This is a genomic window from Neoroseomonas alkaliterrae (assembly GCF_014199195.1).
Lineage (GTDB): Bacteria > Pseudomonadota > Alphaproteobacteria > Acetobacterales > Acetobacteraceae > Neoroseomonas > Neoroseomonas alkaliterrae.
The window spans coordinates 16909-41038 of the sequence record NZ_JACIJE010000010.1 but is presented as its reverse complement, the minus strand read 5'-3'; the positions used below and the strand labels follow the sequence as shown (position 1 = coordinate 41038).

At 71.1% G+C, this 24130-nt stretch carries 22 protein-coding genes, 1 tRNA gene and 2 pseudogenes; 20 read left to right on the top strand and 5 right to left on the bottom strand.

The features are described 5' to 3' along the window. The first annotated feature begins 5 nt into the window (after nucleotides 1–5). Genes FHS88_RS16340 through FHS88_RS16320 form a run of 5 tightly spaced genes read left to right on the top strand, consistent with a single transcriptional unit; the run spans nucleotide 6 to nucleotide 4452 of the window. Entirely contained in the window at nucleotides 6–944 is a 939-nt protein-coding gene (locus FHS88_RS16340) for a 2-hydroxyacid dehydrogenase (protein ID WP_184486539.1), read from the top strand. Further along, nucleotides 944–1714 carry a class II aldolase/adducin family protein gene (locus tag FHS88_RS16335; RefSeq protein ID WP_184486538.1) on the top strand — a complete coding sequence of 257 codons (771 nt, stop codon included), beginning with the start codon at nucleotides 944–946 and terminating at the stop codon, nucleotides 1712–1714. The genes FHS88_RS16340 and FHS88_RS16335 overlap by 1 nt, the downstream gene beginning before the upstream one ends. Next, nucleotides 1711–2814: a polyamine ABC transporter ATP-binding protein gene (locus FHS88_RS16330; protein ID WP_184486537.1), complete on the top strand. Its 1104-nt coding sequence runs from the start codon at nucleotides 1711–1713 to the stop codon at nucleotides 2812–2814. Before FHS88_RS16335 ends, FHS88_RS16330 begins: the two co-directional genes overlap by 4 nt. Then, the gene (locus tag FHS88_RS16325) at nucleotides 2811–3656 is read left to right on the top strand and encodes an ABC transporter permease subunit (protein ID WP_184486536.1); all 846 of its coding nucleotides are present in this window, start codon (nucleotides 2811–2813) and stop codon (nucleotides 3654–3656) included. The genes FHS88_RS16330 and FHS88_RS16325 overlap by 4 nt, the downstream gene beginning before the upstream one ends. A 4-nt stretch (nucleotides 3657–3660) precedes the next feature. Continuing rightward, nucleotides 3661–4452 carry an ABC transporter permease gene (locus FHS88_RS16320; RefSeq protein WP_184486535.1) on the top strand — a complete coding sequence of 264 codons (792 nt, stop codon included), beginning with the start codon at nucleotides 3661–3663 and terminating at the stop codon, nucleotides 4450–4452. Nucleotides 4453–4466: 14 nt separating this feature from the next. Here the strand turns inward: FHS88_RS16320 and FHS88_RS16315 are convergent, their stop codons facing one another. From FHS88_RS16315 to FHS88_RS16295, 5 genes are all read right to left on the bottom strand, one after another. Next, a complete protein-coding gene (locus tag FHS88_RS16315) occupies nucleotides 4467–4901 on the bottom strand; it encodes a GNAT family N-acetyltransferase (protein WP_184486534.1) in 435 nt (144 codons plus the stop codon). Then, entirely contained in the window at nucleotides 4898–5359 is a 462-nt protein-coding gene (locus FHS88_RS16310) for a CopD family protein (RefSeq protein WP_184486533.1), read from the bottom strand. Before FHS88_RS16310 ends, FHS88_RS16315 begins: the two co-directional genes overlap by 4 nt. Before the next feature lie 2 nt (nucleotides 5360–5361). Next, nucleotides 5362–5994, bottom strand: coding sequence for a ParA family partition ATPase (gene parA, locus FHS88_RS16305; RefSeq protein ID WP_184486532.1), 633 nt, complete (start codon nucleotides 5992–5994; stop codon nucleotides 5362–5364). A gap of 71 nt (nucleotides 5995–6065) precedes the next feature. Continuing rightward, nucleotides 6066–6542: a hypothetical protein gene (locus tag FHS88_RS16300; RefSeq protein WP_184486531.1), complete on the bottom strand. Its 477-nt coding sequence runs from the start codon at nucleotides 6540–6542 to the stop codon at nucleotides 6066–6068. Nucleotides 6543–6551: 9 nt separating this feature from the next. After that, nucleotides 6552–7859, bottom strand: coding sequence for a sulfite oxidase (locus tag FHS88_RS16295; RefSeq protein WP_184486530.1), 1308 nt, complete (start codon nucleotides 7857–7859; stop codon nucleotides 6552–6554). A 47-nt stretch (nucleotides 7860–7906) separates the two neighbouring features. Here FHS88_RS16295 and FHS88_RS16290 point away from each other — a divergent pair, with 47 nt between their 5' ends. The 15 genes and pseudogenes from FHS88_RS16290 to FHS88_RS16225 all read left to right on the top strand — a co-directional run bounded on the left by FHS88_RS16290 (nucleotide 7907) and on the right by FHS88_RS16225 (nucleotide 24070). After that, a complete protein-coding gene (locus tag FHS88_RS16290) occupies nucleotides 7907–9343 on the top strand; it encodes an NAD(P)H-hydrate dehydratase (RefSeq protein ID WP_184486529.1) in 1437 nt (478 codons plus the stop codon). 245 nt (nucleotides 9344–9588) lie between these two features. After that, entirely contained in the window at nucleotides 9589–10002 is a 414-nt protein-coding gene (locus FHS88_RS16285; RefSeq protein WP_184486528.1) for a hypothetical protein, read from the top strand. A gap of 249 nt (nucleotides 10003–10251) precedes the next feature. Beyond that, a complete protein-coding gene (locus FHS88_RS16280) occupies nucleotides 10252–11703 on the top strand; it encodes a malonyl-CoA decarboxylase domain-containing protein (protein WP_184486527.1) in 1452 nt (483 codons plus the stop codon). Between the two features lie 230 nt (nucleotides 11704–11933). Beyond that, nucleotides 11934–12065, top strand: coding sequence for a hypothetical protein (locus FHS88_RS21130; RefSeq protein WP_272872838.1), 132 nt, complete (start codon nucleotides 11934–11936; stop codon nucleotides 12063–12065). Nucleotides 12066–12144: 79 nt separating this feature from the next. Further along, nucleotides 12145–14529, top strand: coding sequence for a 1-deoxy-D-xylulose-5-phosphate synthase N-terminal domain-containing protein (locus tag FHS88_RS16275; protein ID WP_184486526.1), 2385 nt, complete (start codon nucleotides 12145–12147; stop codon nucleotides 14527–14529). 96 nt (nucleotides 14530–14625) lie between these two features. Then, a tRNA-Leu gene (locus tag FHS88_RS16270) sits at nucleotides 14626–14710 on the top strand. A gap of 39 nt (nucleotides 14711–14749) precedes the next feature. Beyond that, nucleotides 14750–15166, top strand: a pseudogene (locus FHS88_RS21125) (trigger factor); the annotation flags it as partial. Between the two features lie 501 nt (nucleotides 15167–15667). Beyond that, a pseudogene (tig, locus tag FHS88_RS16260) lies at nucleotides 15668–16528 on the top strand (trigger factor); the annotation flags it as partial. A gap of 200 nt (nucleotides 16529–16728) precedes the next feature. Next, a complete protein-coding gene (locus tag FHS88_RS16255; RefSeq protein WP_338146616.1) occupies nucleotides 16729–17502 on the top strand; it encodes an ABC transporter ATP-binding protein in 774 nt (257 codons plus the stop codon). Next, nucleotides 17495–18241 carry an ABC transporter ATP-binding protein gene (locus FHS88_RS16250; protein ID WP_184486524.1) on the top strand — a complete coding sequence of 249 codons (747 nt, stop codon included), beginning with the start codon at nucleotides 17495–17497 and terminating at the stop codon, nucleotides 18239–18241. The genes FHS88_RS16255 and FHS88_RS16250 overlap by 8 nt, the downstream gene beginning before the upstream one ends. A gap of 50 nt (nucleotides 18242–18291) precedes the next feature. Next, nucleotides 18292–19530: an ABC transporter substrate-binding protein gene (locus tag FHS88_RS16245; protein ID WP_184486523.1), complete on the top strand. Its 1239-nt coding sequence runs from the start codon at nucleotides 18292–18294 to the stop codon at nucleotides 19528–19530. A gap of 69 nt (nucleotides 19531–19599) precedes the next feature. After that, nucleotides 19600–20847 carry an ABC transporter substrate-binding protein gene (locus FHS88_RS16240; RefSeq protein WP_184486522.1) on the top strand — a complete coding sequence of 416 codons (1248 nt, stop codon included), beginning with the start codon at nucleotides 19600–19602 and terminating at the stop codon, nucleotides 20845–20847. Between the two features lie 91 nt (nucleotides 20848–20938). Next, nucleotides 20939–22177, top strand: coding sequence for an ABC transporter substrate-binding protein (locus tag FHS88_RS16235; RefSeq protein WP_184486521.1), 1239 nt, complete (start codon nucleotides 20939–20941; stop codon nucleotides 22175–22177). An 18-nt stretch (nucleotides 22178–22195) separates the two neighbouring features. Beyond that, complete coding sequence (locus FHS88_RS16230; RefSeq protein ID WP_184486520.1) at nucleotides 22196–23080, top strand: branched-chain amino acid ABC transporter permease; 885 nt, start codon at nucleotides 22196–22198, stop codon at nucleotides 23078–23080. Between the two features lie 3 nt (nucleotides 23081–23083). Continuing rightward, nucleotides 23084–24070 (top strand): branched-chain amino acid ABC transporter permease, encoded by a 987-nt coding sequence (locus tag FHS88_RS16225; protein WP_184486519.1) that lies wholly within the window; start codon nucleotides 23084–23086, stop codon nucleotides 24068–24070. The last annotated feature ends 60 nt before the right edge of the window (nucleotides 24071–24130 follow it).

Genomic DNA, 24130 nt, shown 5'->3' with positions numbered 1-24130 from the left:
GCAGCATGATCCTGGTGGTGAAGTCGGGCGGCGAGGCGGCCCTTCCCGAATGGCGCGAGCATTTCGCCGCGTTCGCGCCCGGCCTCGAATGCCGCTGGTGGGACGACCCGGCGCTCGACCCCGCCAGCGTGGATTTCGCGCTGGTCTGGGACCCCGAACCCGGGCGCCTCGCCCGCATGCCGCGGCTGCGGGCGATCTTCGGCTCCGGCGCGGGGGTGGACCTGATCGCCGCCGACCCTGACCTGCCGCGGCATGTGCCGCTCGTGCGCTGCGTGCCGCCCGAGGCGACGCAACGCATGGCCGAGTTCGTCGCCTGGGCGGTGCTCTCGCTGAACCGGGATGCACGGCGCATGGCGATCGCCCAGGCCCGCCGCGCGTGGGACTATTTCGAGGCGCCCTTCGCCGCCGCCGAGCAGACCGTCGGCATCATGGGCCTCGGAGCCATGGGCCGGCGCGCGGCGGAGGTGCTGCGCGCGATCGGCGTGCCGGTCATCGGCTGGTCGCGCACGCGCAAGGCGCTTGCCGGCGTCGAGTGCTTCGCGGGGCCGGACGAACTGACGGCCTTCCTCGCGCGCAGCCAGGTGCTGGTGTGCCTGCTGCCCGCGACACCCGAGACCACGGGCATCATCGCCGCGCCGCTTCTCGCGCGCCTGCCGCGCGGGGCCGGTCTCGTCCAGGCCGGGCGCGGCGCGCACCAGGTGCTGCCCGACATCCTCGCCGCACTCGACAGCGGCCAGTTGTCCGGCGCGGTGCTCGACGTATTCGAGCCCGAGCCGCTGCCGCCCGACAGCCCGGCCTGGGCGCATCCCCGCGTCATCGTCACGCCGCATGTCGGGAGCCTGCCGAGCCGACGCGAGCGCGCGCGCTATGTCGCCGACTGCATCGCGCGCCTCGGTCGTGGCGAGAGGCTGCCCAACCTCTACGATCCTGAGCGAGGCTACTGATGCCGCTCCCGCCCCCGCCGGTGAAGCCGGACCCCGCCCATGTCCCGAGCGAGCAGGAGGTGCGCGAGGATCTCGCCGCCGCCTACCGGCTCATCGCCCTGTTCGGCATGACCGATCTCGTCTTCACCCATCTCTCGGCCCGGCTGCCGGGGGAGGGGCATCGCTTCCTCGTCAACCCCTATGGCATGCTGTTCGAAGAGATCACGGCGAGCAGCCTCGTCGTCGTGGATGCGGATGGCGAGCCGATGCAGCAGACCGCCTGGCCGGTGAATCCGGCGGGCTTCGTCATCCACTCGGCGGTCCATCGCGGGCGCGCGGATGCGATGTGCGTGATGCACACGCACACCCTGGCCGGCATGGCCGTCGCCGCGCAGTCCGGCGGGCTGCTGCCGCTGAACCAGATGAGCATGGAGTTCGACGGTCGCGTCGCGCTGCACGACTACGAAGGCATCGCCGCGGACGACAACCTCTCGGAACGCGAAAGGCTGGTGCGCGACCTCGGCGACAGGCCCTGCATGATCCTGCGCCATCACGGGCTGCTGACCGTGGGCCGCACGGTCGCCGAAGCCTTCTACTGGATGTATTACCTGGAGCAGGCCTGTCGCATCCAGCTCGCGGCGCAGTCCTCGGGCGCGCCGCTCGCATTGCCGCCGCCCCCGGTCGTCCGGCGCGCGCGCGAGCAATTCGGCACCGGGCCCACCAAGGGCTGGCTGCCCTGGCAGGCGCTGCGGCGCAAGCTCGACCGCGAGCAGCCGGACTACCGCTCGTGAGCGAGCCGAAGGGCCATGCGCTCGCGCTGCTGAGCCTGACGAAGAAGTACGGCGATTTCGTCGCCGTCGCCGATGTCACCCTCGATGTCGGGCGCGGGGAGTTCCTGACGCTGCTCGGCCCCTCTGGCTCCGGCAAGACGACGATCCTGATGGCCGTGGCGGGCTTCGTCGCGCCCACGGCCGGCGCGATCCTGCTCGACGGGCGCGACATCACGCCGCTGCCGCCAGAGAAGCGCGACTTCGGGATGGTGTTCCAGGGCTATGCGCTGTTCCCGCACATGACGGTGGCGGAGAACGTCGCCTTTCCGCTCCGCGTGCGGCGGCTGCCGCGCGCCGAACGCGACGCCAGGGTGCGCGCCGCACTCGACCTGGTGCAGCTCGAAGCCTTCGCGGACCGCCTGCCGAGGCAGCTCTCGGGCGGGCAGCAGCAGCGCGTCGCGCTCGCCCGCGCACTCGTCTTCGACCCGGCGCTGCTGCTGCTGGACGAGCCGCTCTCCGCCCTCGACAAGAAGCTGCGCGCCGAACTGCAGGAGGAACTGAAGGCCCTGCATCGCCGCGTGGGACGGACCTTCGTGAACGTGACGCATGACCAGGAGGAGGCGCTCTCGCTCTCCGACCGGATCGCCATCCTCAACCACGGCAGGCTCGTGCAGGCGGGCGCGCCCGGCGCGCTCTACGAACGGCCGCGCACGCGCTTCGTCGCGGATTTCCTCGGCAAGTCGAACTTCCTCGAAGGCACGGTGTGGGGGCCGGCCCCCGGCGGCTTCGCGCTCGATGTCGGCGGTGCGCGCCTCGCGGTCCGCCTGCCCGATGGCGAGTCGCCGCCCGCCGAGGGCGCGCGCAGCCTGCTCTCGCTGCGCCCCGAGAAGGTCGCCCTCCTGAGCGGGGAGGAAAGCGCCGAGAACATCGCCGAGGGCCGCATCCTCGCCTTCGCCTATCACGGAACGGGCTTCGCCCTGCGCGTGGAGACCGCGCATCTCGGCGAGATCCGCGCCATCCTGCCGGCCTGGAAGGCGCCGATCGCGCCCGCCGAGGGCCTGGCCGTCCGTCTCGGCTGGGCGGCCGATGCCGCGGTCCCGGTGCAGGAGGACGCGGCGTGAGCGGCGCGGGCCGCCCCGGCGCGGGATGGTGGCTGCTGCTGCTGCCCGCGCTGGTGCTGGTGGTGGTGTTCTACGTCGCGCCGATCGCCCAGGTCCTGACGATCAGCGTGACCGAGCCGGAGCCGGGCCTCGGCAACTACGAAAGGCTCTTCACCTCACCGGCGGTGCAGCGCGTCATCCTCACCACGCTGCGCATCTGCATCATCACCACCGCCATCGCCCTGCTGCTCGGCTACGCGATCGCCTATGCCATCACGCTGGCGAGCCCGCGCGCCAGAGGCTGGTGGATCCTCGCCGTGCTGGTGCCGCTCTGGATCTCGGTGCTGGTCCGCGCCTTCGCCTGGGTGACGCTCCTGCGCCGGCAGGGCCTCGTGAACAACACGCTGCTCGAACTCGGCGTGATCGCCGAACCGCTGCCGCTCGTGTGGAACGAGTTCGGCATTATCGTCGGCATGGTGCACTACATGGTGCCCTTCGCCGTGCTGCCGATGCTCGCCTCGATGCGCGAGATAGACCCGCGCCTGCTCGCCGCCGCGCGCGGCCTCGGCGCCTCGCGGGGTGAGGTGTTCCGCCGGGTCTTCCTGCCGCTCTCCATGCCCGGCGTGATCGCGGCTGGCGTGCTGGTCTTCATCTTCTCGCTCGGCTTCTACATCACGCCGGCGATCCTCGGCGGCGGCAAGACCCTGATGGTGGCTGAATGGATCGGCCTGCAGATCCTCGACCTCGTGCGCTGGGGCCTCGGCACGATGATGGCGACGATGCTGGTGGTGGCGATCCTGCTCACGCTCGCCGTCTTCTCGCGCATCGTGGATCTGCGCCGCATCTTCGGGGCGGGGGGCTGAGGCGATGGACGGCGCCTACCGCAGCGGCCCCGCCGGGCGCTTCCTGGCCTGGAGCACCGCGCTCTATCTCGTGCTGCCCATCCTGATCGTCCTGCCCGTGGCGCTGACGGACCAGCGTTTCCTCTCGCTTCCCTACGAGCGGATCTCTCTCCAGCATTTCCGCACGGTGCTGACCTCGCCCGAATGGCTCGGCTCGATCTGGCAGTCCTTCACCATCGCGCTCGCCTCGACGGCGCTCTCGGTCGTGGCGGGGACTCTCTGCGCCATAGGCTGCTGGCGGATCTCCCGGCGCGCGACGGAGATGGTGCGCGTGCTGATGCTGCTGCCGCTCATCATCCCCTCCATCGTCTATGCCATCGGGCTCTATCGCTATTTCGGCGCGCTCGACCTGCTGGACCGCTTCCTCGGCGTCGTCATCGCCCATGGCGTGACGGGCATCCCCTATGTCGTCATCACCGTCTCGACGGCGCTCGCCGCCTTCGATCCGCGGCTCGAGCAGGCGGCGCGCGGCATGGGGGCCTCGCTGTCGCAGACGCTGCGCTGGGTGATCCTGCCGCGCATCGCGCCGGGCATCTTCTCCGGCGCCATCTTCGCCTTCATCCATTCCTGGGACGAGCTGGTGATGGTGCTGTTCATCGCCTCGCGCGACGTCTTCACCCTGCCGCGCCGGATCTGGGATGGCATCAACGAGAACCTCGACCCCGCCATGGCCGCCGTCGCGGTCCTGCTGATCCTGTTCACGCTGCTGCTGCTGATGGCCGACCTCGCGCTGCGGCGGCGGTCCCAGGGCCGGTGAGTGCGGCCGCCCCGCTACAGCGCCTTGCGGAACCACACCCTGGCATGGCCCGCCGGCATGCCCTCCAGCCGGCCGAACTCGACATAGCCGTTGCGCTGCCAGAAGCCGGGCGCCTGGAAGGAGAAGGTGTCGGTATAGGCGTTGGTGCAGCCGCGCTCCCGCGCGATCGCCTCGGCGCGCTTCAGCAGCTCCCCGCCGAAGCCCTTGCCGCGCAGCTCGGCGCTGAGCCACAGCCAGTCGATGAACAGCCAGCCCCAGAAGGTCAGGCCGAGCAGCCCGCCCGCCGTGCGCCCCTCGGCATCCTGGACCAGCAGCGTCACCGGCTCGCGGTCATACGGGCCGCCCATCGCCTGGTTGAAGTCGTGCAGCCCGCGCTGGATGGCCCCGACCGCCTCGAATTCCGGGGCGGCGTCCTCGACGATCTCGTAGGCCTTCTCGGTCGCGCTCATCCGCCGAAACGTCCCCAGCCCGCCACCGCGACGGTCAGCAGGCCCAGCATCAGGTTGAATGTGACAGCCTTGCGGATGGTGTCGAGCGCGGCCGCCGCTGCCGCCCGGTCGCCCGCCGCCACCGCGGCGCGCATCCGCGCCCAGGGGCCGAGCGCGACGAACAGGAACACGCCCGCCATGCCAAGCCCCGCGAGGTGCATCGCATGGACATGCCAGATGCTCGCCGCGAAACCCCAGTACCAGCCGATCCACATCGCCCAGCCGGTCAGGATCACCACCGGCACGACATGCCACAGCATCCGGAAGAAGCGGCGGAACACGCCCTCCATCAGCGCGATGCGCTGCGGCGGTTCCAGCGCCTCATGCGCCGCCGGCCGCAGCATCAGGATCGCGAAGGCCATGCCGCCGACCCAGACCACCGCACCCAGCAGGTGCAGCACATAGAGCGTGGTCGCCATCCTCAGCCTTTCCTCAATCCGCGCAGCGCCTCGGCCAGGGCCCGCGTCTCCTCCGCCGCCACCCCCTTGGGCGCGGCCTCCACGGCGCCGAGGCCGGCCATGAAGGCCTGGGCGAAGGCGGTGCGGTTGCCGAGCGTGGGGCCGAGCAGCGGCAGGCCGCGCTGCGCGATCGCGGCGCTCACCTGGTCGCGCAGCCGCCCCGCGCTCGGCACGCGGTTGAGAACCAGCGCGACCGGGCGGCCTTCCTTCTTCGCGAGGTCGAGGGTTGCGTCCATGGACCACAGGTCGGCCGCCGAGGGCTGCAGCGGCACCAGCACCAGATCGGCCGCGCGGATCGCCACGCGCGCATCGGTGTCGTCATGCGGTGCGGTGTCGAGCAGCACGATATCCTGCTCCCGCCGCAGGCGGTCGAGCACGCCCGGCACGCGCCAGCCCGAGGGCGCCTCGAAATGCAGCGGCCGGGCGCGGCGCGCCTGGCCGCGCAACTCGTCCCAGCGGGCGAGGCTGCGCTGCGGGTCCACGTCGAGCAGCGCCACCCGCTCCCCGGCCTCGGCGAAGGCGGTGGCGAGGTTTGCGGCGATCGTGGATTTCCCAGCGCCGCCCTTGCGCTGCGCGACGGCGATGACGAAGGCCATGCGCGACTCCGTATGTGGCCGCGCAGCATAGCAGGGCAGGGCACGCCATGCGCCCCGCCCTGCCGCTCACGTCAGTTCAGGAAGGGGTTGCCCCCGCGCGGTCCGCGCTGCCGCGGCCCGTAATGGGCGGCAAGGTAGTCCACGATGGTCTGGCGCAGCTCGCCTTCCAGCGGGTTCATGCCGTGCTTCTCGGTCATCCAGTCCATCAGCTCGTCCCAGCGATCGCGGGTGAAGGCGCTGCGGCGGATGACCGCGGTGTTGTGGCAGGCGACGCAGTAGCCGAAGGTCTCCGAACGGCCGGGCCCCTCGGCGAGCACCGTCTCCTCCTCGACATTCGCGGCGGCGACCGCGGCCGCCGCCTCCGCCTGGCGGCGGACCTCGGCGGCGCGGGCCTCGGCGGCGCGCTGCTCGGCCTCGAAGGCGAGGCGCGCTGGCGTGGGCGGCAGGGGCGGGGCGGGCTTGCTCCGCTCCTGCAGGCGTCCCTGGTGGACCGCGAGCGTCAGGATCAGCGCCCCGAAGCCCGCGATCATCAGTTGCGTGACGGCCATGTCGCCCCTTCAGCCGACCAGGATCGCCGCCCGGCTGACCGGGTTCGCGCCATAGCCCTGGGGGTTCCAGTTCGCCGGCGCGTGGGGCTGCATGCGGCCCTCGCTGTCGGTGGCGCGGTACCAGATCTCGAAGTATCCGTCCGAGGGCAGGCGCACGCGGCCCGTCCAGCGCTGCCAGGCGTGCCGGTTGTGCGGCTGGCCGAGTGTGACCTCCTGCCAGGTCGCGCCGAAATCCACCGAGACATGCATCGCGCGCACGGTCAGGTCGCCGGCCCAGGCGGCGCCGCGCACCTCGACCTCGCGCGTGCCCGCGGGCAGGCGCGTGCCATGGGCGATGTTCGTCAGCACGGAGCGGACGGGCATGCTCTCCATGTCGGCGAAGTCGCGCCCGTCATTGCGGCTGCCCGGCACGATCGGGCGGACCGGCAGGCGGTAGGAGGTGCCGCCCATGCCCCGGCCGCGATGCGGCTCGGCCAGGATCTCGATGCGGTTGAACCACTTCTGGCTCAGGCTGCCCGGCCAGCCGGGGATGATCAGGCGCGCCGGGGCGCCATGGATGTGCGGGATGGGCTGGCCGTTCATGCGGAAGGCGATGATCGAATCCTCGTCCATCGCCTTGGCGATGCGCATGCCGCGGCTGATCGCCGGCCCCTGCGCGGAGAGGTGGTTGTCCACGCCGTGATGGCCGGTGTAGCGGCCCGTCTCCTTCAGCCCGGCCGCGCGCAGCACGTCACGCAGCCGCACCCCGGTCCATTCGCAGTTGGAGATGGCGCCGTTGCCCCACTGGTTGCCCGAGGTCTGCGGATTGAAGGCGGCGCGGCCATTGCCGCCGCATTCCATCTGCAGCCGCCGCGTCACCACCTCGAAGCGGCTCTCGAGCTCGCCGAGGGTGAGTTCGAGGCGGTTGTTCACCTCGCCCTCGATGGTGATCTTCCAGCTCCGCGGGTCGCCGGTGAAGGGGTCGGGGATCTGGCCGTTGTTGCGGATGAAGAACTTGTCCGCCGGGGTCACGTCGTCATCGAGCATGTGCTCGGGTGTCTCGGCCACGAGGGGGCGCTCGCCGAGGACGATGAGCTGCGCCTTGCCGTCCATGCGCAGCAGCTGCGGCCCGCCCGAGCCCTGCGCCATCGCGGCGGGCACGAAGCCCGGCGGGGCATTGCGGGCGAAGGGGATGGCCGCGCCCAGGCTCGCGCCCATGGCGGCGAGCGCGGCGCCCTTCAGCGCGCCGCGGCGCCCCCAGACGAGCGCATCGGCGCGCTCGGGGTCGTCGCGATAGAGTTCCTCGAGGCTGCGCTCGTGCGTTTTGTGACCCGGCATGGTGTCCTCCCTTGCTTCAACGCTGGTGCATATAAGGTAACGATGACATGTGCGCCTCCGCAAGTCGCCTCGCGCTGCTGACGCCGCAGGAGATGGCCGCCGCCGATGCCGCGGCGATCGCCGGCGGCATTCCCGGCGAGCGCCTGATGGAGGCCGCCGGCCGCGCCGTCGCCCGCGCCGCCATGGCCGCCTTCCGCCCCTGCCGGACGCTGGTCCTCGCCGGTCCGGGCAACAATGGCGGGGATGGCTATGTCGCGGCGCGGCTGCTCGAACAGGCCGGCTGGCCGGTCGCGGTCGCGGCGCTCACGCCGCCGCGCGAAGGCTCCGATGCCGCGCGGGCCGCCACACGCTGGCGCGGCCCGATGCGCCCTTTCGCCCCGGAGGAGGCGGCGCGCGCCGGGCTGGTGGTGGATGCGGTCTTCGGCGCCGGGCTGGCACGGCCGGTGGAAGGCATCGTGGCCGCGACGCTCGCCGCCGCCGGCGGGCCGATCCTGGCCGTGGACGTGCCTTCGGGCCTCGACGGCGCGACCGGGCAGGCGAGGGGATACGCCCCGCAGGCCGCGCTCACCGTCACCTTCTTCCGCCGCAAACCGGGGCATCTGCTGATGCCCGGCCGCGCGCTGTGCGGGCGGATTCTGCTCGCCGATATCGGCCTTCCCGAATCGGTGCTGCGAACCGTACGGCCCAGCACATGGGAGAACGGCCCTGGCCTCTGGCGCCTGCCCGCCATCACGCCCCTCGCGCACAAGTACAGCCGCGGCGTCGTCACCATCCTGGCCGGCGCGGGGATGACCGGTGCGGCGCGCCTGGCGGCGGCGGGCGCGAGGCGCGCGGGGGCGGGGCTGGTGACCCTCGCCGCGCCGGATCGCGCTGCCGGTGACGTGCTGCGCGCGGGCGAGCCCGGCGTCATCGTCACCGAGGCGCCCATCGCCGCGCTGCTCGCCGATGCCCGGCGCGATGTGTGGGTGATCGGCCCCGGCATGACGGCGGAGGAGGGGACGCTCGCGGCCTTCGGGGCAGTGGCATCGGCGGGGCGACGCGTGGTTGCCGATGCCGGGCTGCTGGCGGCGGCGGCGGGTGCGCCGGAGCGCCTGCGCGGTGCGGCGGTGCTGACCCCGCATGAGGGGGAGTTCACCCGCCTGTTCGGTTCCCCCGGCACGGACAGGCTTTGCGCCGCGCGCGCGGCGGCCGCGCGACTGGGATCGGTGGTGCTGCTCAAGGGGCCGGACACGGTGGTGGCGGCGCCGGATGGCCGCGCCGCGATAAATGCCCATGCACCGCCCTGGCTGGCGACGGCGGGAACGGGCGACGTGCTGGCCGGGATGATCGCCGCCCTGCTCGCCCAGGGGATGCCCCCCTTCGAGGCGGCGTCCGCCGCGGCATGGCTGCATGGCGATGCCGCCCTGCGCTGCGGGCCGGGCCTCGTTGCGGAGGACCTTGCCGCGGCACTTCAGAAAACACTTGAGGAATGCCGCGCAACGTGAGTTGTTTGAATCGCATGTAAAAAACCGGACGTCGCGCACCACGATTTTATTACTGAGACGACCGAAATAGGATCGAGACTCCCCTTGCCGCGGGAGGTTGCCCTGCCCCAATATATCGGTGGTTGAACCAAGGCGCTCCACAAGATGTGGCGCGTCCCGCAAAATGAGATGATCGCAGCCTAGGGCGTTGAATTTTCGGATTCTTTTCGTCTAGGGTTGCGTATCGGGGAACCTAGGGGGATCCAATGAGCAGCAGCCTCGTTTCCACGCTCCACAATGAGGAGCGCTCACTCGTCGCCGAGCTTCGGGCCTCCAAGCCCTTCCAGAGGCTGGAAGGCATCCGTCGCCTCCTGGCGCTCTATGACGCACAGCCCTCGGTTGCAACGGGCCTCGACATGCCCGCGACCGCCGGCGCCGGCGAGGTCATCCAGCTCACGCCCGCCATGGCCGTCGGCCCGGCCGAGCCTGCCATCCCGCTGCCCGGCCCGGCCGCGGCGCCCGTCGCCGTTGCCCCCGTCGCCGCGGCGGCCGAGGCCGCGGTCGCCGATGCCGTGCGCGGCCCGGCCCCGGCGATGGTGGGCCCGGAGCCGGTGGGCGGCGAATCCGCCAGCGTCGTCTCCAGCGTGCGCGCGGCCCTGCTCGGGATCGGCAAGGGCTGACGTAGACCGGCGTGGGGCGCGGCCGGTTGCCGCGCCGCGCGCCGCCGGGTGCGGGATGGGGGTTCCGTCGCCCGGATCGGCGCGCAGCCATGGGGGTGGCTGCGCGCCGGCAATATCGGGAAGGGCCGCGGGCATCAGCCTGCGGCCCTTTTCCGTTGTGACCCGCACGGCAGGCTCATGGCACCGTTCCGCGCTGGAATCTCACCGGTTGTTTCGCTAGATTTCAATCGTTGGGAACTGAGGTGAGCCATGAGCGAGGTCGCCGTCCAGGACGGGTTGCTCGACAGGGCGCTGCGCCGCGTCTCCTCGCTCTGGCGGGACATGGCGGCTGCCGTCGGCGTCAGCGAGCAGCAGGCCGACATTGCCGCCCGCCTGCGCGATGCGCTCGACGGCCGCGGCGGGGAGGTTTCCGCCCGCAACCGCGCCGCCGGCCTCGCCGAGGCCTATCGCGCGCTTGACCGCGACGGCCGGATGGACTTCCTGCGCGCGCTCGCCGGCTTCGATTCCGACCCGGCCGCCGTGGCCCGCGCCATGGAGGCGGTGGCCGCCGCGCAGGACCCGGCCGAGCGCGCCGTTGCGACCGCCCGCCTGCGCCGCGCCCTCGAGCCCCCGCGCATCCGCCTGCTGACCGCCTTCGCCGCCATTCCGGACGGGGTGAAGCTGCTGGTGGAGATGCGTGCCGCGCTGCTCTCCGGCATGGCGGGCGACAAGACGCTGCAGGCGCTCGAGACCGACCTGAAAGGCCTGCTCGCCGCCTGGTTCGACGTCGCCTTCCTGGAACTGCGCCGGATCGACTGGCATTCCCCGGCGGTCATCCTCGAGAAGCTGGTGCAGTACGAGGCGGTGCATCGGATCCGCACCTGGCGGGACTTGAAGAACCGGCTCGATTCCGACCGGCGCTGCTACGCCTTCTTCCATCCGCGGATGCCCGAGGAACCGCTGATCTTCGTCGAAGTCGCGCTGGTCAAGGGCATGTCGGACAGCGTCCAGCGCCTGCTGGACGAGAAGGCGCCGGTCCTCGATGCGCGCGAGGCGGACACCGCCGTCTTCTATTCCATCAACAACTGCCAGCGGGGCCTGGACGGGATCTCCTTCGGCAATTTCCTGATCAAGCGCGTGGTCGAGGTTCTGGGGAACGAATTCAGGAACATCAAGACGTTCTGCACGCTTTCTCCCATTCCAGGCTATCGGCGATGGCTCGATGCGGCGCTCATGGCCGGGGAAATCGCCCTGACCGACGCCGAGGAAAAGGCGCTCCTCGCCCTCATGCCCCCGCAGGCGGCGCTGCCCGCGCCCGAGGCCGGCGCGCCCGAGGCCGAGGGCACGCAGCCCCGCCCGCCCGGCCTCGTCGCCCTGCAGCGGCTTCTCTCGGATACCGCCTGGAAGCGCGACGAGGCGGCGCAGAAGGTGCTGGAGCCGATCCTGACCCGCCTCTGCGCGCTCTACCTCGCCAAGGAGGACGCGCCGGGCCGGCCCGGCCGGGCGCGCGACCCGGTGGCGCATTTCCACCTCTCCAACGGCGCGCGGATCGAGCGGCTGAACTGGCGCGGCGACGTCTCCGAGAACGGCTACCGCCAGTCCGCCGGGCTGATGGTGAACTACCTCTATGATCCGGAACGGATCGAGGAGAACCACGAGATCTACATGGGCGAGGGCAAGCGCGCCGTCTCCACCGCGCTGCGCCGCCTCGCCCGCGCCTGATACCCCTCGGAGTAAGGATCGGCCTTTGTCGGCAGGGTAGCAGGATCGGGGTCCGCGCGCGGCCACCCCACCAGCCCCGCGCGTGAGACCAGCGGGCGAACGGTCGAACCTTTCTTCCCCGCCTGAGGCGTTCCGCCCGCCGCGTGAGGCGCATCACGGCGGAGGCGGGCGCGAAGGCGCATCACATCGCCCCGCGGACCGGACAGCGCGCCGCGGAGCGAGAGGAAGCCATGTCGCTCAGCGTGATCCTGTTCTTCGCCCTGCCTGGCCTGCTGCTGGCGCTCGGCACCCGCCGCCCGGCCGCGGCCGCCCGCCGCGGCGGCGATCCGGTCGCCTTCCCGCTGCGCCGCCGCGCCGGCTGAGCCGCGGCGCGCGGCCTTCTCGGCCCGCGGCGGAACGCCCATAGTCTCCCGGACGAACCTCGACGGGAGAGACCGGGACATGACCGCGCAGGGGAAGGGAAGGCGCCTCGACACGCCGGATGCGGCGCGGCGCGTCGAGATCCTGCACGCGCTGGAGCGCAAGCTGCTCTGGCTCTCGGCCTGGATGATCCACCACGCCAACCACATCCGCCCGAACAGGGACGGGCTGAAGGTGGGCGGGCACCAGGCCTCCTGCGCCTCGGCGGTCTCGATCCTCGCCGCGCTCTATTTCGGCATCCTGCGCCCGGCGGACCGGGTGGCGGTGAAACCCCATGCGGGGCCGGTCTTCCATGCCATCAACTACCTGCTCGGCCGCCAGCAGCGCGAGCGGCTCGAGACGCTGCGCCAGTTCCGCGGCATCCAGCCCTATCCCTCGCGGACCAAGGACGGCGCGGAGGTGGATTTTTCCACCGGCTCGGTCGGGCTCGGCGTGGCGCTCGCCTCCTTCGGCTCGCTGGTGCAGGACTATGTGCATCTGCACGGCTTCGCGCCGGAGGGGCTGCCGCAGGGCCGGCATGTGGCGGTGGTGGGCGATGCCGAGCTCGACGAGGGCAACATCTACGAGGCCCTGCTCGAAGGCTGGAAGCACGACATCCGCAATGTCTGGTGGGTGGTGGACTACAACCGCCAGTCTCTCGATTCGGTGGTGCCCGACCGGCTGTTCGGGCGCATCGAGGGGCTGTTCCGCGACATGGGCTGGAATGTCGTCACCCTCAAATACGGCCGCCGGCTGGAAGCCGCCTTCGCCCGGCCGGGCGGCGAGGCGCTGCGCCGCTGGATCGACGACTGCCCGAACTCCCTCTACGCCGCGCTGACCTTCCAGGGGGGCGCGGCCTGGCGGCAGGCGCTGCTCGCTGACCTTGGCCGTTCCGAGGGCATCCGCGCCATCATCGACCCGCTGACCGATGACGAACTTGCGGCGCTGATGACCAATCTCGGCGGGCACGACATCGAGACGCTGATCGAGGCCTTCCGCGCCCAGGACGCCGAGGGCGACCAGCCCACCTGCTTCATCGCCTACACCATCAAGGGCATGGGCCTGCCCTTCGCCGGCCACAAGGACAACCATGCCGGGCTGATGACGAAGGAGCAGATGGCCGGCTTCCGCCAGTCCCTCGGCATCCGCGAGGGGCATGAGTGGGATCCCTTCGAGGGCCTCGGCATCCCCGAGCAGGAACTGAGGGATTTCCTCGCCTCCGTCCCCTTCGCGCAGCCGCTGACGCCGGGCGGGCGCGCGCTCTCGGCGCCCGCGATCCATGTCCCGGCGGCCTTCGCCCCGCCGCGGGTGGGCGAGGGGCGGCGGATCGCGACCCAGGCGGCCTTCGGCGACATCCTGGCCGAGATCGGCCGCGGGCAGGGCGAGTTCGCCGAACTCGCGAAGCGGATCGTGACCACCAGCCCGGACGTGACGGTCAGCACCAATCTCGGCCCCTGGGTGAACCGCCGCGGCATCTTCGACCGGCACAAGAAGAACGACGTCTTCCGCGATGCGAAACTCGCCTCCGCCCAGCGCTGGGGCATGTCGCCCGAGGGCCAGCACATCGAGCTCGGCATCGCGGAGCAGAACCTGTTCCTGGTGCTGGCGGGCCTCGGTCTGGCCGACCGGCTCTACGGCGCGCGGCTGCTGCCGGTCGGCACGGTCTACGACCCCTTCGTCAATCGCGGCCTCGATGCGCTGATCTACGCCTGCTACCAGGATGCGCGCTTCCTGCTGGTCTCCACCCCCTCGGGCCTGACGCTGGCGCCTGAGGGCGGGCAGCACCAGAGCGTGAACACGCCGCTGATCGGCATGGCCGCCGACCGGCTCGCGAGTTTCGAGCCCGCCCATGCCGACGAGCTCGCCATCCTGCTGCGCCACGCCTTCGCGCACATGCAGGCGCCCGATGGCTCGGCGGTCTGGCTGCGGCTCTCGACCCGCGCGCTGGAGCAGCCGCAGCGCACCCTCGACCCCGCGGCGGTGATCGCCGGCGCGCATTGGGTCGTGCCGCCCGCGGCGGGCGCACGCATCGCCATCGCCTACCAGGGCGCCATCGCGCCCGAGGCCATGGAGGCCTTCTCGGAACTGCGCGCGGAGGAACCCGGCGCGGGCCTGCTCGCCATCACCAGCCCCGACCGCCTGCACGCCGACTGGCTGGCGGCCCGGCGCAGCGTGCGCGGCGGCGTCCGCGCAACCTCCCATATCGAGCGCATCCTCGCCCCGCTCGCGCGCGATGCGGCGCTGGTCACGGTGCTCGACGGCCATCCGGCGGCCCATGCCTGGATGGGCGCGGTGCGCGGGCAGCGGGTGGTGCCGCTCGGCGTGGACCGTTTCGGCCAGGCGGGCGACATCCCGGACCTCTACCGGGAATACGGGCTCGATGCGGAGGCCATCCTCGATGCCTGCGCGGAGGCGCTGCTGGGCTGAGCGCCGAAGGCCGGCGTTCCGGCGCCCGGGGCGGGTTGGAAACCCCGCCATCCTGCGCTACACCCCGCCCCCTGCCGCCGCGTGGCGCCTGCGCGGGCGGGCGTGGTGGAACTGGCAGACACGCCGGATTTAGGTTCCGGTGGCGCAAGCCGTGGGGGTTCGAATCCCTTCGCCCGCACCAAGGCGCCGCCGGGTTTCTCTAGCCTTTGGAAGTCCCTCGATGCAGGTCACCGAGCTCGCCAATGACGGGCTGAAGCGCGCCTATTCCGTCACCCTCTCCGCGGGGGACATCGCCTCGACGCGCGACAGGCGCCTCGCCGAGATCGCGAAGACCGCCACCATGCCGGGCTTCCGCCCGGGCAAGGTGCCGCTCTCGGTGGTCAAGCAGCGCTACGGCGCGGCCGTGCTGGGCGAGGTGCTGGAGCAGTCGGTCACCGAGGCCTCGCGCCAGGTGGTCACCGACCGCGGCCTCAAGCCCGCCCTCCAGCCGAAGATCGAGGTGGTGAACTTCGCCGAGGGTGCAGACCTCGAATTCCGCATGGACCTCGAGGTGCTGCCCGAGGTCCCGATGCCCGAGTTCTCCGGCATCGCGCTCGAGCGGCTGAAGGCCGAACCGACGGAGGAGGCGGTCGAGAAGGCGCTCGCCTCCATCGCCGAGCGCAACGGCACGCTCGAGGATGCCGAGCCGCGCGCCGCGGCGGCGGGCGATGTGCTGGTCTGCGACTTCTCCGGCCGCCTGCCCGCCGACCTGCTGGCCAACGGCCCCGGCCTCGGCGCCGTGCCCGGCAGGCCCGGCAGCGCCCCGCAGGGCTGGAGCATCGCGCTGCCGGAGGGCGTGGAGCAGGAGATCGCCGCGATCGGCACCGAATCCGGCCTTCCGTATTTCGACCTCGCGCTCAAGGGCGAGGCGCAGGCGGGCGCGGTGCGGATCGGCTTCGGCGGCATCGCCGCCAAGGCGGGCCAGGCCGTGACGCTCGAGGGGCGCGCCACGGTTGTCGCCGGTGCCCTGCCGGGCGGGGCCGAGGCGGCGCTGGTCCTGGGCGGCGCGCGCCAGGGCGTGAGCCTCGGGGCCGCGGCGCTGCGCGCATGCCTCGTCGCCGATGCCGATGACCCCGCCGCGGCGCTCGAGATCGCGCTGCCGGCCGGCGCGCTCGACGTGGCGCTGCGCATCGGCCCCGCCCGCGCCTTCGCCGGGACCGAGGAGCCCGAGGCGCGCGCCTTTGCGGGCGGCGCCGCCTCCGACATGCCGATCGAGGTCGGCGGCCAGGGCTTCATCCCCGGCTTCACCGAGCAGATGATCGGCCTCACGCCCGGCGAGAGCCGGGACATCGACGTGGTGTTCCCCGCCGACTACGGCTCGGCCGAGCTCGCCGGCAAGCGCGCGCGCTTCACCATCGCGGCCAAGGCGCTCAAGACGCGCAAGCCGCGCGCGGTGGACGACGAGCTCGCCAAGGCCGTGGGGATGGAGGATCTCGCCAAGCTGAAGGAGGCCATCCGCTCCTCCCTGCAGCGGGAATACGATTCGCTCTCGCGCATGCGGCTCAAGCGCGCGCTGCTCGATGCGCTGGCCGAGAAGGCGAGCTTCCCGGTGCCGGAAGGCATGGTCGAGGCCGAGTTCGCGCAGATCTGGCAGCGCGTGGAGGCCGACCTCAAGGCCGGGCGCCTCGATGCCGACGACCAGGGCAAGGACGAGGCGACGCTGAAGGCGGAGTACCGCGCCATCGCCGAGCGCCGCATCCGCCTCGGCCTCCTTCTGTCCGAGATCGGCCGCGCCAACAACGTGCAGGTCGGCCAGGAGGAGATGGCGCGCGCCGTCCGCCAGGAGGCGATGCGCTACCCCGGCCAGGAGCAGCAGGTGCTCGAATTCTTCCGCAAGAACCCGCAGGCGGCCGAAAGCCTGCGCGCGCCGCTGTTCGAGGAGAAAGTCGTGGATTTCATGATCGAGCTGGCCAAGGTGACGGAGCGCCAGGTCAGCCCCGAGGAGCTGACCGCCGCCTGAAGGCGGGGAACCGTCCGGTTCGCCTGGGGGGCAGCCGCGCGCCGGCTGCCCCTTTTTCGTGCGCGCGATCGCGGGGGAGAGGAAAATGCGGGGCCTTCATGCAGCCCCGCCTTGCGCGCAACGCCGCCCCGCGCCTAGATGGCGGCTCAGTATCACGAGCGGCCATGCAGGCCGTCAGAGGGAAGGGGAGCGCTTCAAGGGTGTCCGACGCCATCCTGGAGACGACAGGCCTGACGAAGGAGTTCCGCGGCTTCGTGGCCGTGAACGACGTCAACCTGACCGTCCGCCGCGGCACGATCCATGGTCTCATCGGGCCGAACGGCGCCGGCAAGACGACCTGCTTCAACCTGCTCACCAAGTTCCTGCCGCCGACGCGCGGGACCATCCGCTACGACGGGCGCGACATCACCGGCATGAAGCCGGCGGAGGTGGCGCGGCTCGGCCTGGTGCGCTCCTTCCAGATCTCGGCGGTCTTCCCGCACCTCAGCGTGCTCGAGAACGTGCGCGTGGCGCTGCAGCGCGAGCGCGGCGGCTCCTTCGACTTCTGGCGCTCCGAGACGCTGCTGCGCCGCTACGAGGACCGGGCGCGCGAACTGCTCGAGGATGTCGGGCTTTCGGCCTACGCCAATCTTCAGGCGAGCGACCTTCCCTACGGCCGCAAGCGCGCCCTCGAGATCGCGACGACGCTCGCGCTCGACCCGGTGATGCTGCTGCTCGACGAGCCGACCGCGGGCATGACGCATGAGGACGTGGACCGCGTCGTCGCGCTGGTGAAGCGGGTCGCGCAGGGGCGGACGGTGCTGCTGGTGGAGCACAACCTCAAGGTCGTGCAGGGCCTGTGCGACACCATCACCGTGCTGGCCCGCGGAGCGGTGCTGGCCGAGGGCGACTACGCCGCCGTCTCCCGCAACCCGGATGTGATCGCCGCCTATCTCGGCACCGAAGCCCCGCCCGTGGAGGCCGCCCATGGCTGACGCCCTCGCCGATCTGCCGATCGCCGCGCAGGAAGGCGCCTCCCCGCTGCTCGCGGTGCGCGGCCTCGAAGCCTGGTATGGCGAGAGCCACGTGCTGCACGGCGTGACGCTCGACGTGCACGAGGGCGAGGTGGTCACGCTGCTCGGCCGCAACGGCGCGGGCAAGACGACGACGCTGCGCTCGATCATGGGCCTCGTGCCGAAGCGCTCCGGTTCGGTCCATTACGCGGGGCGCGAGCTGATCGGCGCGCGCTCGGACGCCATCGCCCGCGCGGGCATCGCCTATTGCCCGGAGGAGCGCGGCATCTTCGCCTCGCTCGACGTGACCGAGAACCTGATGCTGCCCCCGGTGGTGCGGCCGGGCGGCCTGCCGCTCGAGACGATCTACGAACTCTTCCCGAACCTGAAGGAACGGGCGCGCAGCCAGGGGACGAAGCTTTCGGGCGGCGAGCAGCAGATGCTCGCCATCGCGCGCATCCTGCGCACGGGCGCCAAGCTGCTGCTGCTCGACGAGCCGTCCGAGGGCCTCGCGCCGGTCATCGTCCAGCAGATCGGCCGCACCATCCGCGAACTGAAGCAGCGCGGCTTCACCGTGCTGCTGGTGGAGCAGAATTTCCGCTTCGCCCAGACGGTCGCGGACCGCCACTATGTGATGGAACACGGCAAGGTGGTGGACATGGTCCGCAACGAGGATCTCAACGCCTCGATGGACCGCCTGCACGAATACCTCGGCGTCTAGGCCCCACTAGAGGGCTGGCCGGAAACCAGGACAACAGGGAGACGACAGGAATGACCGAGACCAGCAGACGAACGGTCCTCGCGGGCGCCGGCGCCCTTCCCATCGCCGCCGGCCTCGCCCTGCCGCGCGGCGCGCGCGCCCAGGGCGCGCCGATGAAGATCGGGCTGCTTTCCGACATGTCGGGGCCGTATCGCGACCTGAACGGGCCGAACAGCATCGCAGCGGCCCGCGTCGCGATCCAGGAGATGGCGCCGCGGATCAACGCGGAGCTGCTCGTCGCCGACCACCAGAACCGGCCCGATGTCGGGGTGAACATCACGCGCCAGTGGTTCGACCGCGACGGCGTGGACATGGTGCTGAACCTCGCCGCCTCCTCGGTGGCGCTGGCGGTCTCGGACCTCGCGCGCGAGCGGAACAAGGTCGCGATCGCCACCTCGACCGCCACCTCCGACCTCACGGGCCGGGCCTGCAACGCGAACACCATCCACTGGGTGTACGACACCTACATGCTGGCGAAATCGACCGGCGGGGCGATGGTGCGCGCGGGCGGGGACACCTGGTTCTTCATCACCGCCGACTACGCCTTCGGCCATGCGCTCGAGCGCGACACGGCGAACTTCGTGCGCAATGCCGGCGGCCGCGTGGTGGGCGCGGTCCGCACGCCCTTCCCGGGCACGACGGACTTCTCCTCCTTCCTGCTGCAGGCGCAGGCCTCGCGCGCGAAGGTGATCGGCCTCGCCAACGCGGGCACGGACACCACGAACTGCATCAAGCAGGCGGCGGAGTTCGGCCTGGCGCGGCGCGGCATCAAGCTCGCCTCCATGCTGATGTTCATCTCGGACGTCCATGCGCTCGGGCTCGAGACGGCGCAGGGGCTCGTCTGCAGCGCCTCCTACTACTGGGATCTCAACGACCGGACGCGCGCGATCGCCCGCCGCATCCGCGCGGGCGTCAACAACGACACGCCCGTCACCATGGCCCATGCGGGCGACTATTCGGCCACGCTGCATTACCTCAAGGCCGCGGCCGAGATGGGGGCGGCGGCGGCCAAGGCGGATGGCCGGGCCGTGGTCGCGCGCATGAAGGCGATGCCGACCTCGGACGACGCCTTCGGCGAAGGCACGATCCGCGCCGATGGCCGCAAGATGCACCCGGCCTACCTGTTCGAGGTGAAGAGCCCGGCCGAGAGCCGCGGCCAGCACGACTACTACAAGCTGCTGCAGACCAGCGCGGCGGATGACGCCTTCCGGCCCTTGGCCGAGGGCGGCTGCGCCATGGTCCGCAGCTGACGTGAACCGGGACGGGCCGGGCGGGCACGCCTGCCCGGGACGCCCCACAGCGAGGACAGAGGGATACGCATGACCGATCTCAACCGCCGCGGCCTTCTCGCCGCCTCCGCCGCCGGGGCCGCCTTCGGCGCCCTGCCTGTCGCCCGCGCCCGCGCGCAGGCGGCCAACACCATCAGGATCGGCGTGCTGAACGACATGTCCGGCCTCTACCGCGACGTGAACGGGCCCGGCTCCGTCGTCTGCGCCCGGCAGGCGGTGGTGGATTCCGGCGTCACGGCGCGCGGCATCAATGTCGAGATCGTCGCGGGCGACCACCAGAACCGCCCCGATGTCGGCGTCAACATCGCGCGGCAGTGGATCGACCGTGACGGCGTGGACGTCATCCTCGACGTTCCGACCTCCTCGGTCGCGCTCGCGATCAACACGGTGGTGCGGGAAAAGAACAAGGTCTTCCTGAACTCCTCCGCCGCAACCTCGGACCTGACGGGCGCGCAGTGCAGCCCGAACACGGTGCACTGGACCTACGACACCTACATGCTGGCGAAGTCCACCGGCGGGGCGATGGTGCGCGCGGGCGGGGACACCTGGTTCTTCATCACCGCCGACTACGCCTTCGGCCATGCGCTCGAGCGCGACACGGCGAACTTCGTGCGCGCGGCCGGCGGCCGCGTGCTCGGCCAGGTGCGGACGCCCTTCCCGGGCACGACGGACTTCAGCAGCTTCCTCGTGCAGGCGCAGGCCTCGCGCGCGAAGGTGATCGGCATGGCCAATGCCGGCGGCGACACCATCAACACCATCAAGCAGGCGGCCGAGTTCGGCATCACGCGCCGCGGCGTGAAGCTCGCCGCGCTGCTGATGTTCATCTCGGACGTGCACGCGCTGGGGCTGCAGACGGCGCAGGGCCTCGTCTGCACCGAGACCTTCTACTGGGACCTCAACGACCGCACGCGCGCCTTCACCTCCCGCGTTGTGCCGAACATGCCGCAGGGGCTGCGGCCCGGCATGGCGCAGGCCGGCTGCTATTCGGCGGTGCTGCACTACCTCAAGACCGTGGCGGACATGGGCGCGGCGCAGGCCAAGGCCGATGGCGCGGCGACGGTCGCGCGCATGAAGGCGATGCCGACCGAGGACGACGCCTTCGGGGCCGGCACCATCCGCGCCGACGGGCGCCGCCTGACGCCGGCCTATCTCTTCGAGGTGAAGGCCCCGAACGAGAGCCGCGGCGCCTGGGACTACTACAAGCTGCTGCAGACGACCCCCGGCGAGGAGGCCTTCCGCCCCATCGCCGAGGGCGGCTGCGCGCTCGTGCGGAGCTGATCCGTCACGGCGGACATCCGGGCGGGGCCTGACGGCTCCGCCCGGCCATAACGAGAATCAGAACCCGACAACAGGTGGAAGGACGTCCAGGATGCAGATCACCCGCCGCTCCGCCCTCGCGGGCACGGCACTCGCCTTCGGCGCCGGCATCGGCGGCCTGCCCTACCGTTCGGCGAAGGCGCAGGCTGCCAACACCATCCGCATCGGCGTGCTGACGGACATGTCCGGCATGTACCGCGACAACACCGGCCCGACCTCGGTCGCCTGCGCGCGCCAGGCCGTGGCGGAGTTCGGGCAGCGCGGCTTCAACGTCGAGGTCATCGAGGCCGACCACCAGAACCGTCCCGATGTCGGGGTGAACCTCGCGCGGCAATGGTACGACCAGGGCGTGGACGTGATCATCGACGTGCCCACCTCCTCGGTCGGCCTCGCCGTCAACCAGATCGCGCGCGAGAAGAACAAGGCCTACATCAATGTGGGCTCGGCGACCGCGGACCTCACCGGCGCGCAATGCAGCCCGAACACCGTGCACTGGGCCTACGACACCTGGATGCTCGCCAAGTCGAATGGCGGCGCGACCGTGCGCGCGGGCGGGGACACCTGGTTCTTCATCACCGCCGACTACGCCTTCGGCCATGCGCTCGAGCGCGACACGGCGAATTTCGTGCGTGCCTCGGGCGGGCGGGTGATCGGACAGGTGCGCACGCCCTTCCCGGGCACGACCGACTTCAGCAGCTTCCTCGTTCAGGCGCAGGCCTCGCGCGCGAAGGTCATCGGCCTCGCCAATGCCGGGGCGGACACGCAGAACTGCGTGAAGCAGGCGGCCGAGTTCGGCATCACGCGGCGCGGGATCAAGCTCGCCTCGCTGCTGCTCTTCATCAACGACGTGCACGGCCTCGGGCTGCAGACCGCCCAGGGCCTGACCTGCACCGAGACCTTCTACTGGGACCTCAATGACCGGACGCGGGCCTTCACCCAGCGCGTCCTGCCGCGCACGCCGAACAACTACCCGAACATGATCCATGCCGGGTGCTATTCGGGCACGCTGCACTTCCTCAAGGCGATTGCCGACATGGGCGTGGCGGCGGCGAAGGCCTCGGGCGTGGACATCATCAACCGCATGAAGGCCATGCCGACCGAGGACGATGCCTTCGGCGCCGGCCAGGTGCGCCCCGACGGGCGCCGCCTCATTCCCTCCTACCTCTTCGAGGTGAAGTCGCCCGCCGAGAGCCGCGGGCCCTGGGACTACCTCAAGCTTGTGCAGACCACGCCGGCGGCCGAAGCATTCCGGCCGCTCGGCGAGGGCGGCTGCGCCCTCGTGCGTTCCTGACAGGAGCCTGACCACCGCATGGACGAGATATTCGGCATACCGGCGCCGCTGCTCTTCGGGCAGCTGCTGCTCGGCCTCATCAACGGCGCCTTCTACGCGATGCTGTCGCTCGGCCTCGCGGTGATCTTCGGGCTGCTCAACATCATCAACTTCACCCATGGCGCCCAGTTCATGATGGGCGCCTTCGTCGCCTGGATGCTGCTGAACTGGCTCGGCCTCGGCTACTGGTGGGCGCTGCTGCTCGCCCCGCTGATCGTCGGGCTATCGGGGGTGATCATCGAGCGAACGATGATCAGCAGGCTCTACAAGCTCGACCACCTCTACGGCCTGCTGCTGACCTTTGGCATCGGGCTGATCATCGAGGGCGTGTTCCGCAACTACTTCGGCTCCTCGGGCCTGCCCTACCGGCCGCCGGCCGAACTGCAGGGCGGCTGGGATCTCGGCTTCATGTTCATGCCGGTCTACCGGTTCTGGGTCGTCGTGTTCTCGCTCGTCGTCTGCCTCGCGACCTGGCTGATGATCGAGAAGACGCGGCTGGGCGCCTATCTCCGCGCCGCCACCGAGAACGCGGCGCTGGTGCAGGCCTTCGGCGTGAACGTGCCGCGCCTGATCACGCTGACCTACGGCTTCGGCGTGGCGCTCGCCGCGCTGGCGGGCGTGCTGGCGGCGCCGATCTATTCGGTCAACCCGCAGATGGGCACCAACCTCATCATCATCGTCTTCGCCGTGGTGGTGATCGGCGGCATGGGCTCGATCCTCGGCTCCGTGCTCACCGGTTTCGGCCTCGGCGTCGTCGAGGGGTTGACAAGGGTGTTCTGGCCCGAGGCCTCCGCGACCGTCATCTTCGTCATCATGGCGATCGTGCTCGTCACGCGACCCGCCGGCCTGTTCGGGAGGGCGTGAGCCATGGCATCCGAGACCACCGCCGGCGCCATCGCCAGCCCGAGGGACGAGATCGGCTTCTGGGGCTTCTCCAAGCCCCAGCTCGCGGCGCTTGCCGTGCTGATCGCCTTCATCGCGGTCGCGCCGTACTTCCTCTACCCCGTCTTCCTGATGAAGCTGCTCTGCTTCGCCCTCTTCGCCTGCGCCTTCAACCTGCTGATCGGCTATGTCGGGCTGCTCTCCTTCGGCCATGCGGCCTATTTCGGCATGGGCGGCTACATCGCCGGCCATACCGCGAAGGTCTGGGGGCTGACGCCCGAACTCGCGGTGCTCGCGGGTGCGGCCTTCGCCTGCGTGCAGGGCTGGATCTTCGGCTGGATCGCCATCCGCCGCCAGGGCATCTACTTCGCGATGATCACGCTGGCGCTCGCCCAGATGGTCTACTTCTTCTGCCTGCAGGCGCCCTTCACGGGCGGCGAGGACGGCATCCAGGCCATCCCGCGCGGCAGCCTGTTCGGCGTCATCAGCCTCGAGCCCGACATGACGATGTACTGGTTCGTCGCGGCGGTGTTCCTGGCGGGGTTCCTCTTCATCCACCGCATCATCCACTCGCCCTACGGCCAGGTGCTGAAGGCGATCCGGGAGAACGAGCCGCGCGCGACCTCGCTCGGCTACCGCACGGACGACTACAAGCTGGTCGCCTTCATCCTCTCGGCCACCATCTCGGGCGTCGCGGGCGGCGTGAAGTCGCTCGTCTTCGGCATCGCGACGCTGACCGACGTCTTCTGGGCGATGTCGGGCGAGGCGGTGCTGATGACGCTGGTCGGCGGCATCGGCACGGTCTTCGGGCCGGTGGTGGGTGCGGCGGTCATCGTGACCATGCAGAACTACCTCGCCGAGATGGGCGCCTGGGTGACGGTGATCCAGGGCGTCATCTTCGTCATCATCGTGCTCGCCTTCCGCCGCGGCATCGTCGGCGAGATCGCGAACCTGCTGCGCGTGAAGCTGTGACCGGGCAGGGGGCTCGAGCCCCCGCCCGCCCTTACGGCAGGCATCGTTCCGACGGCCGGC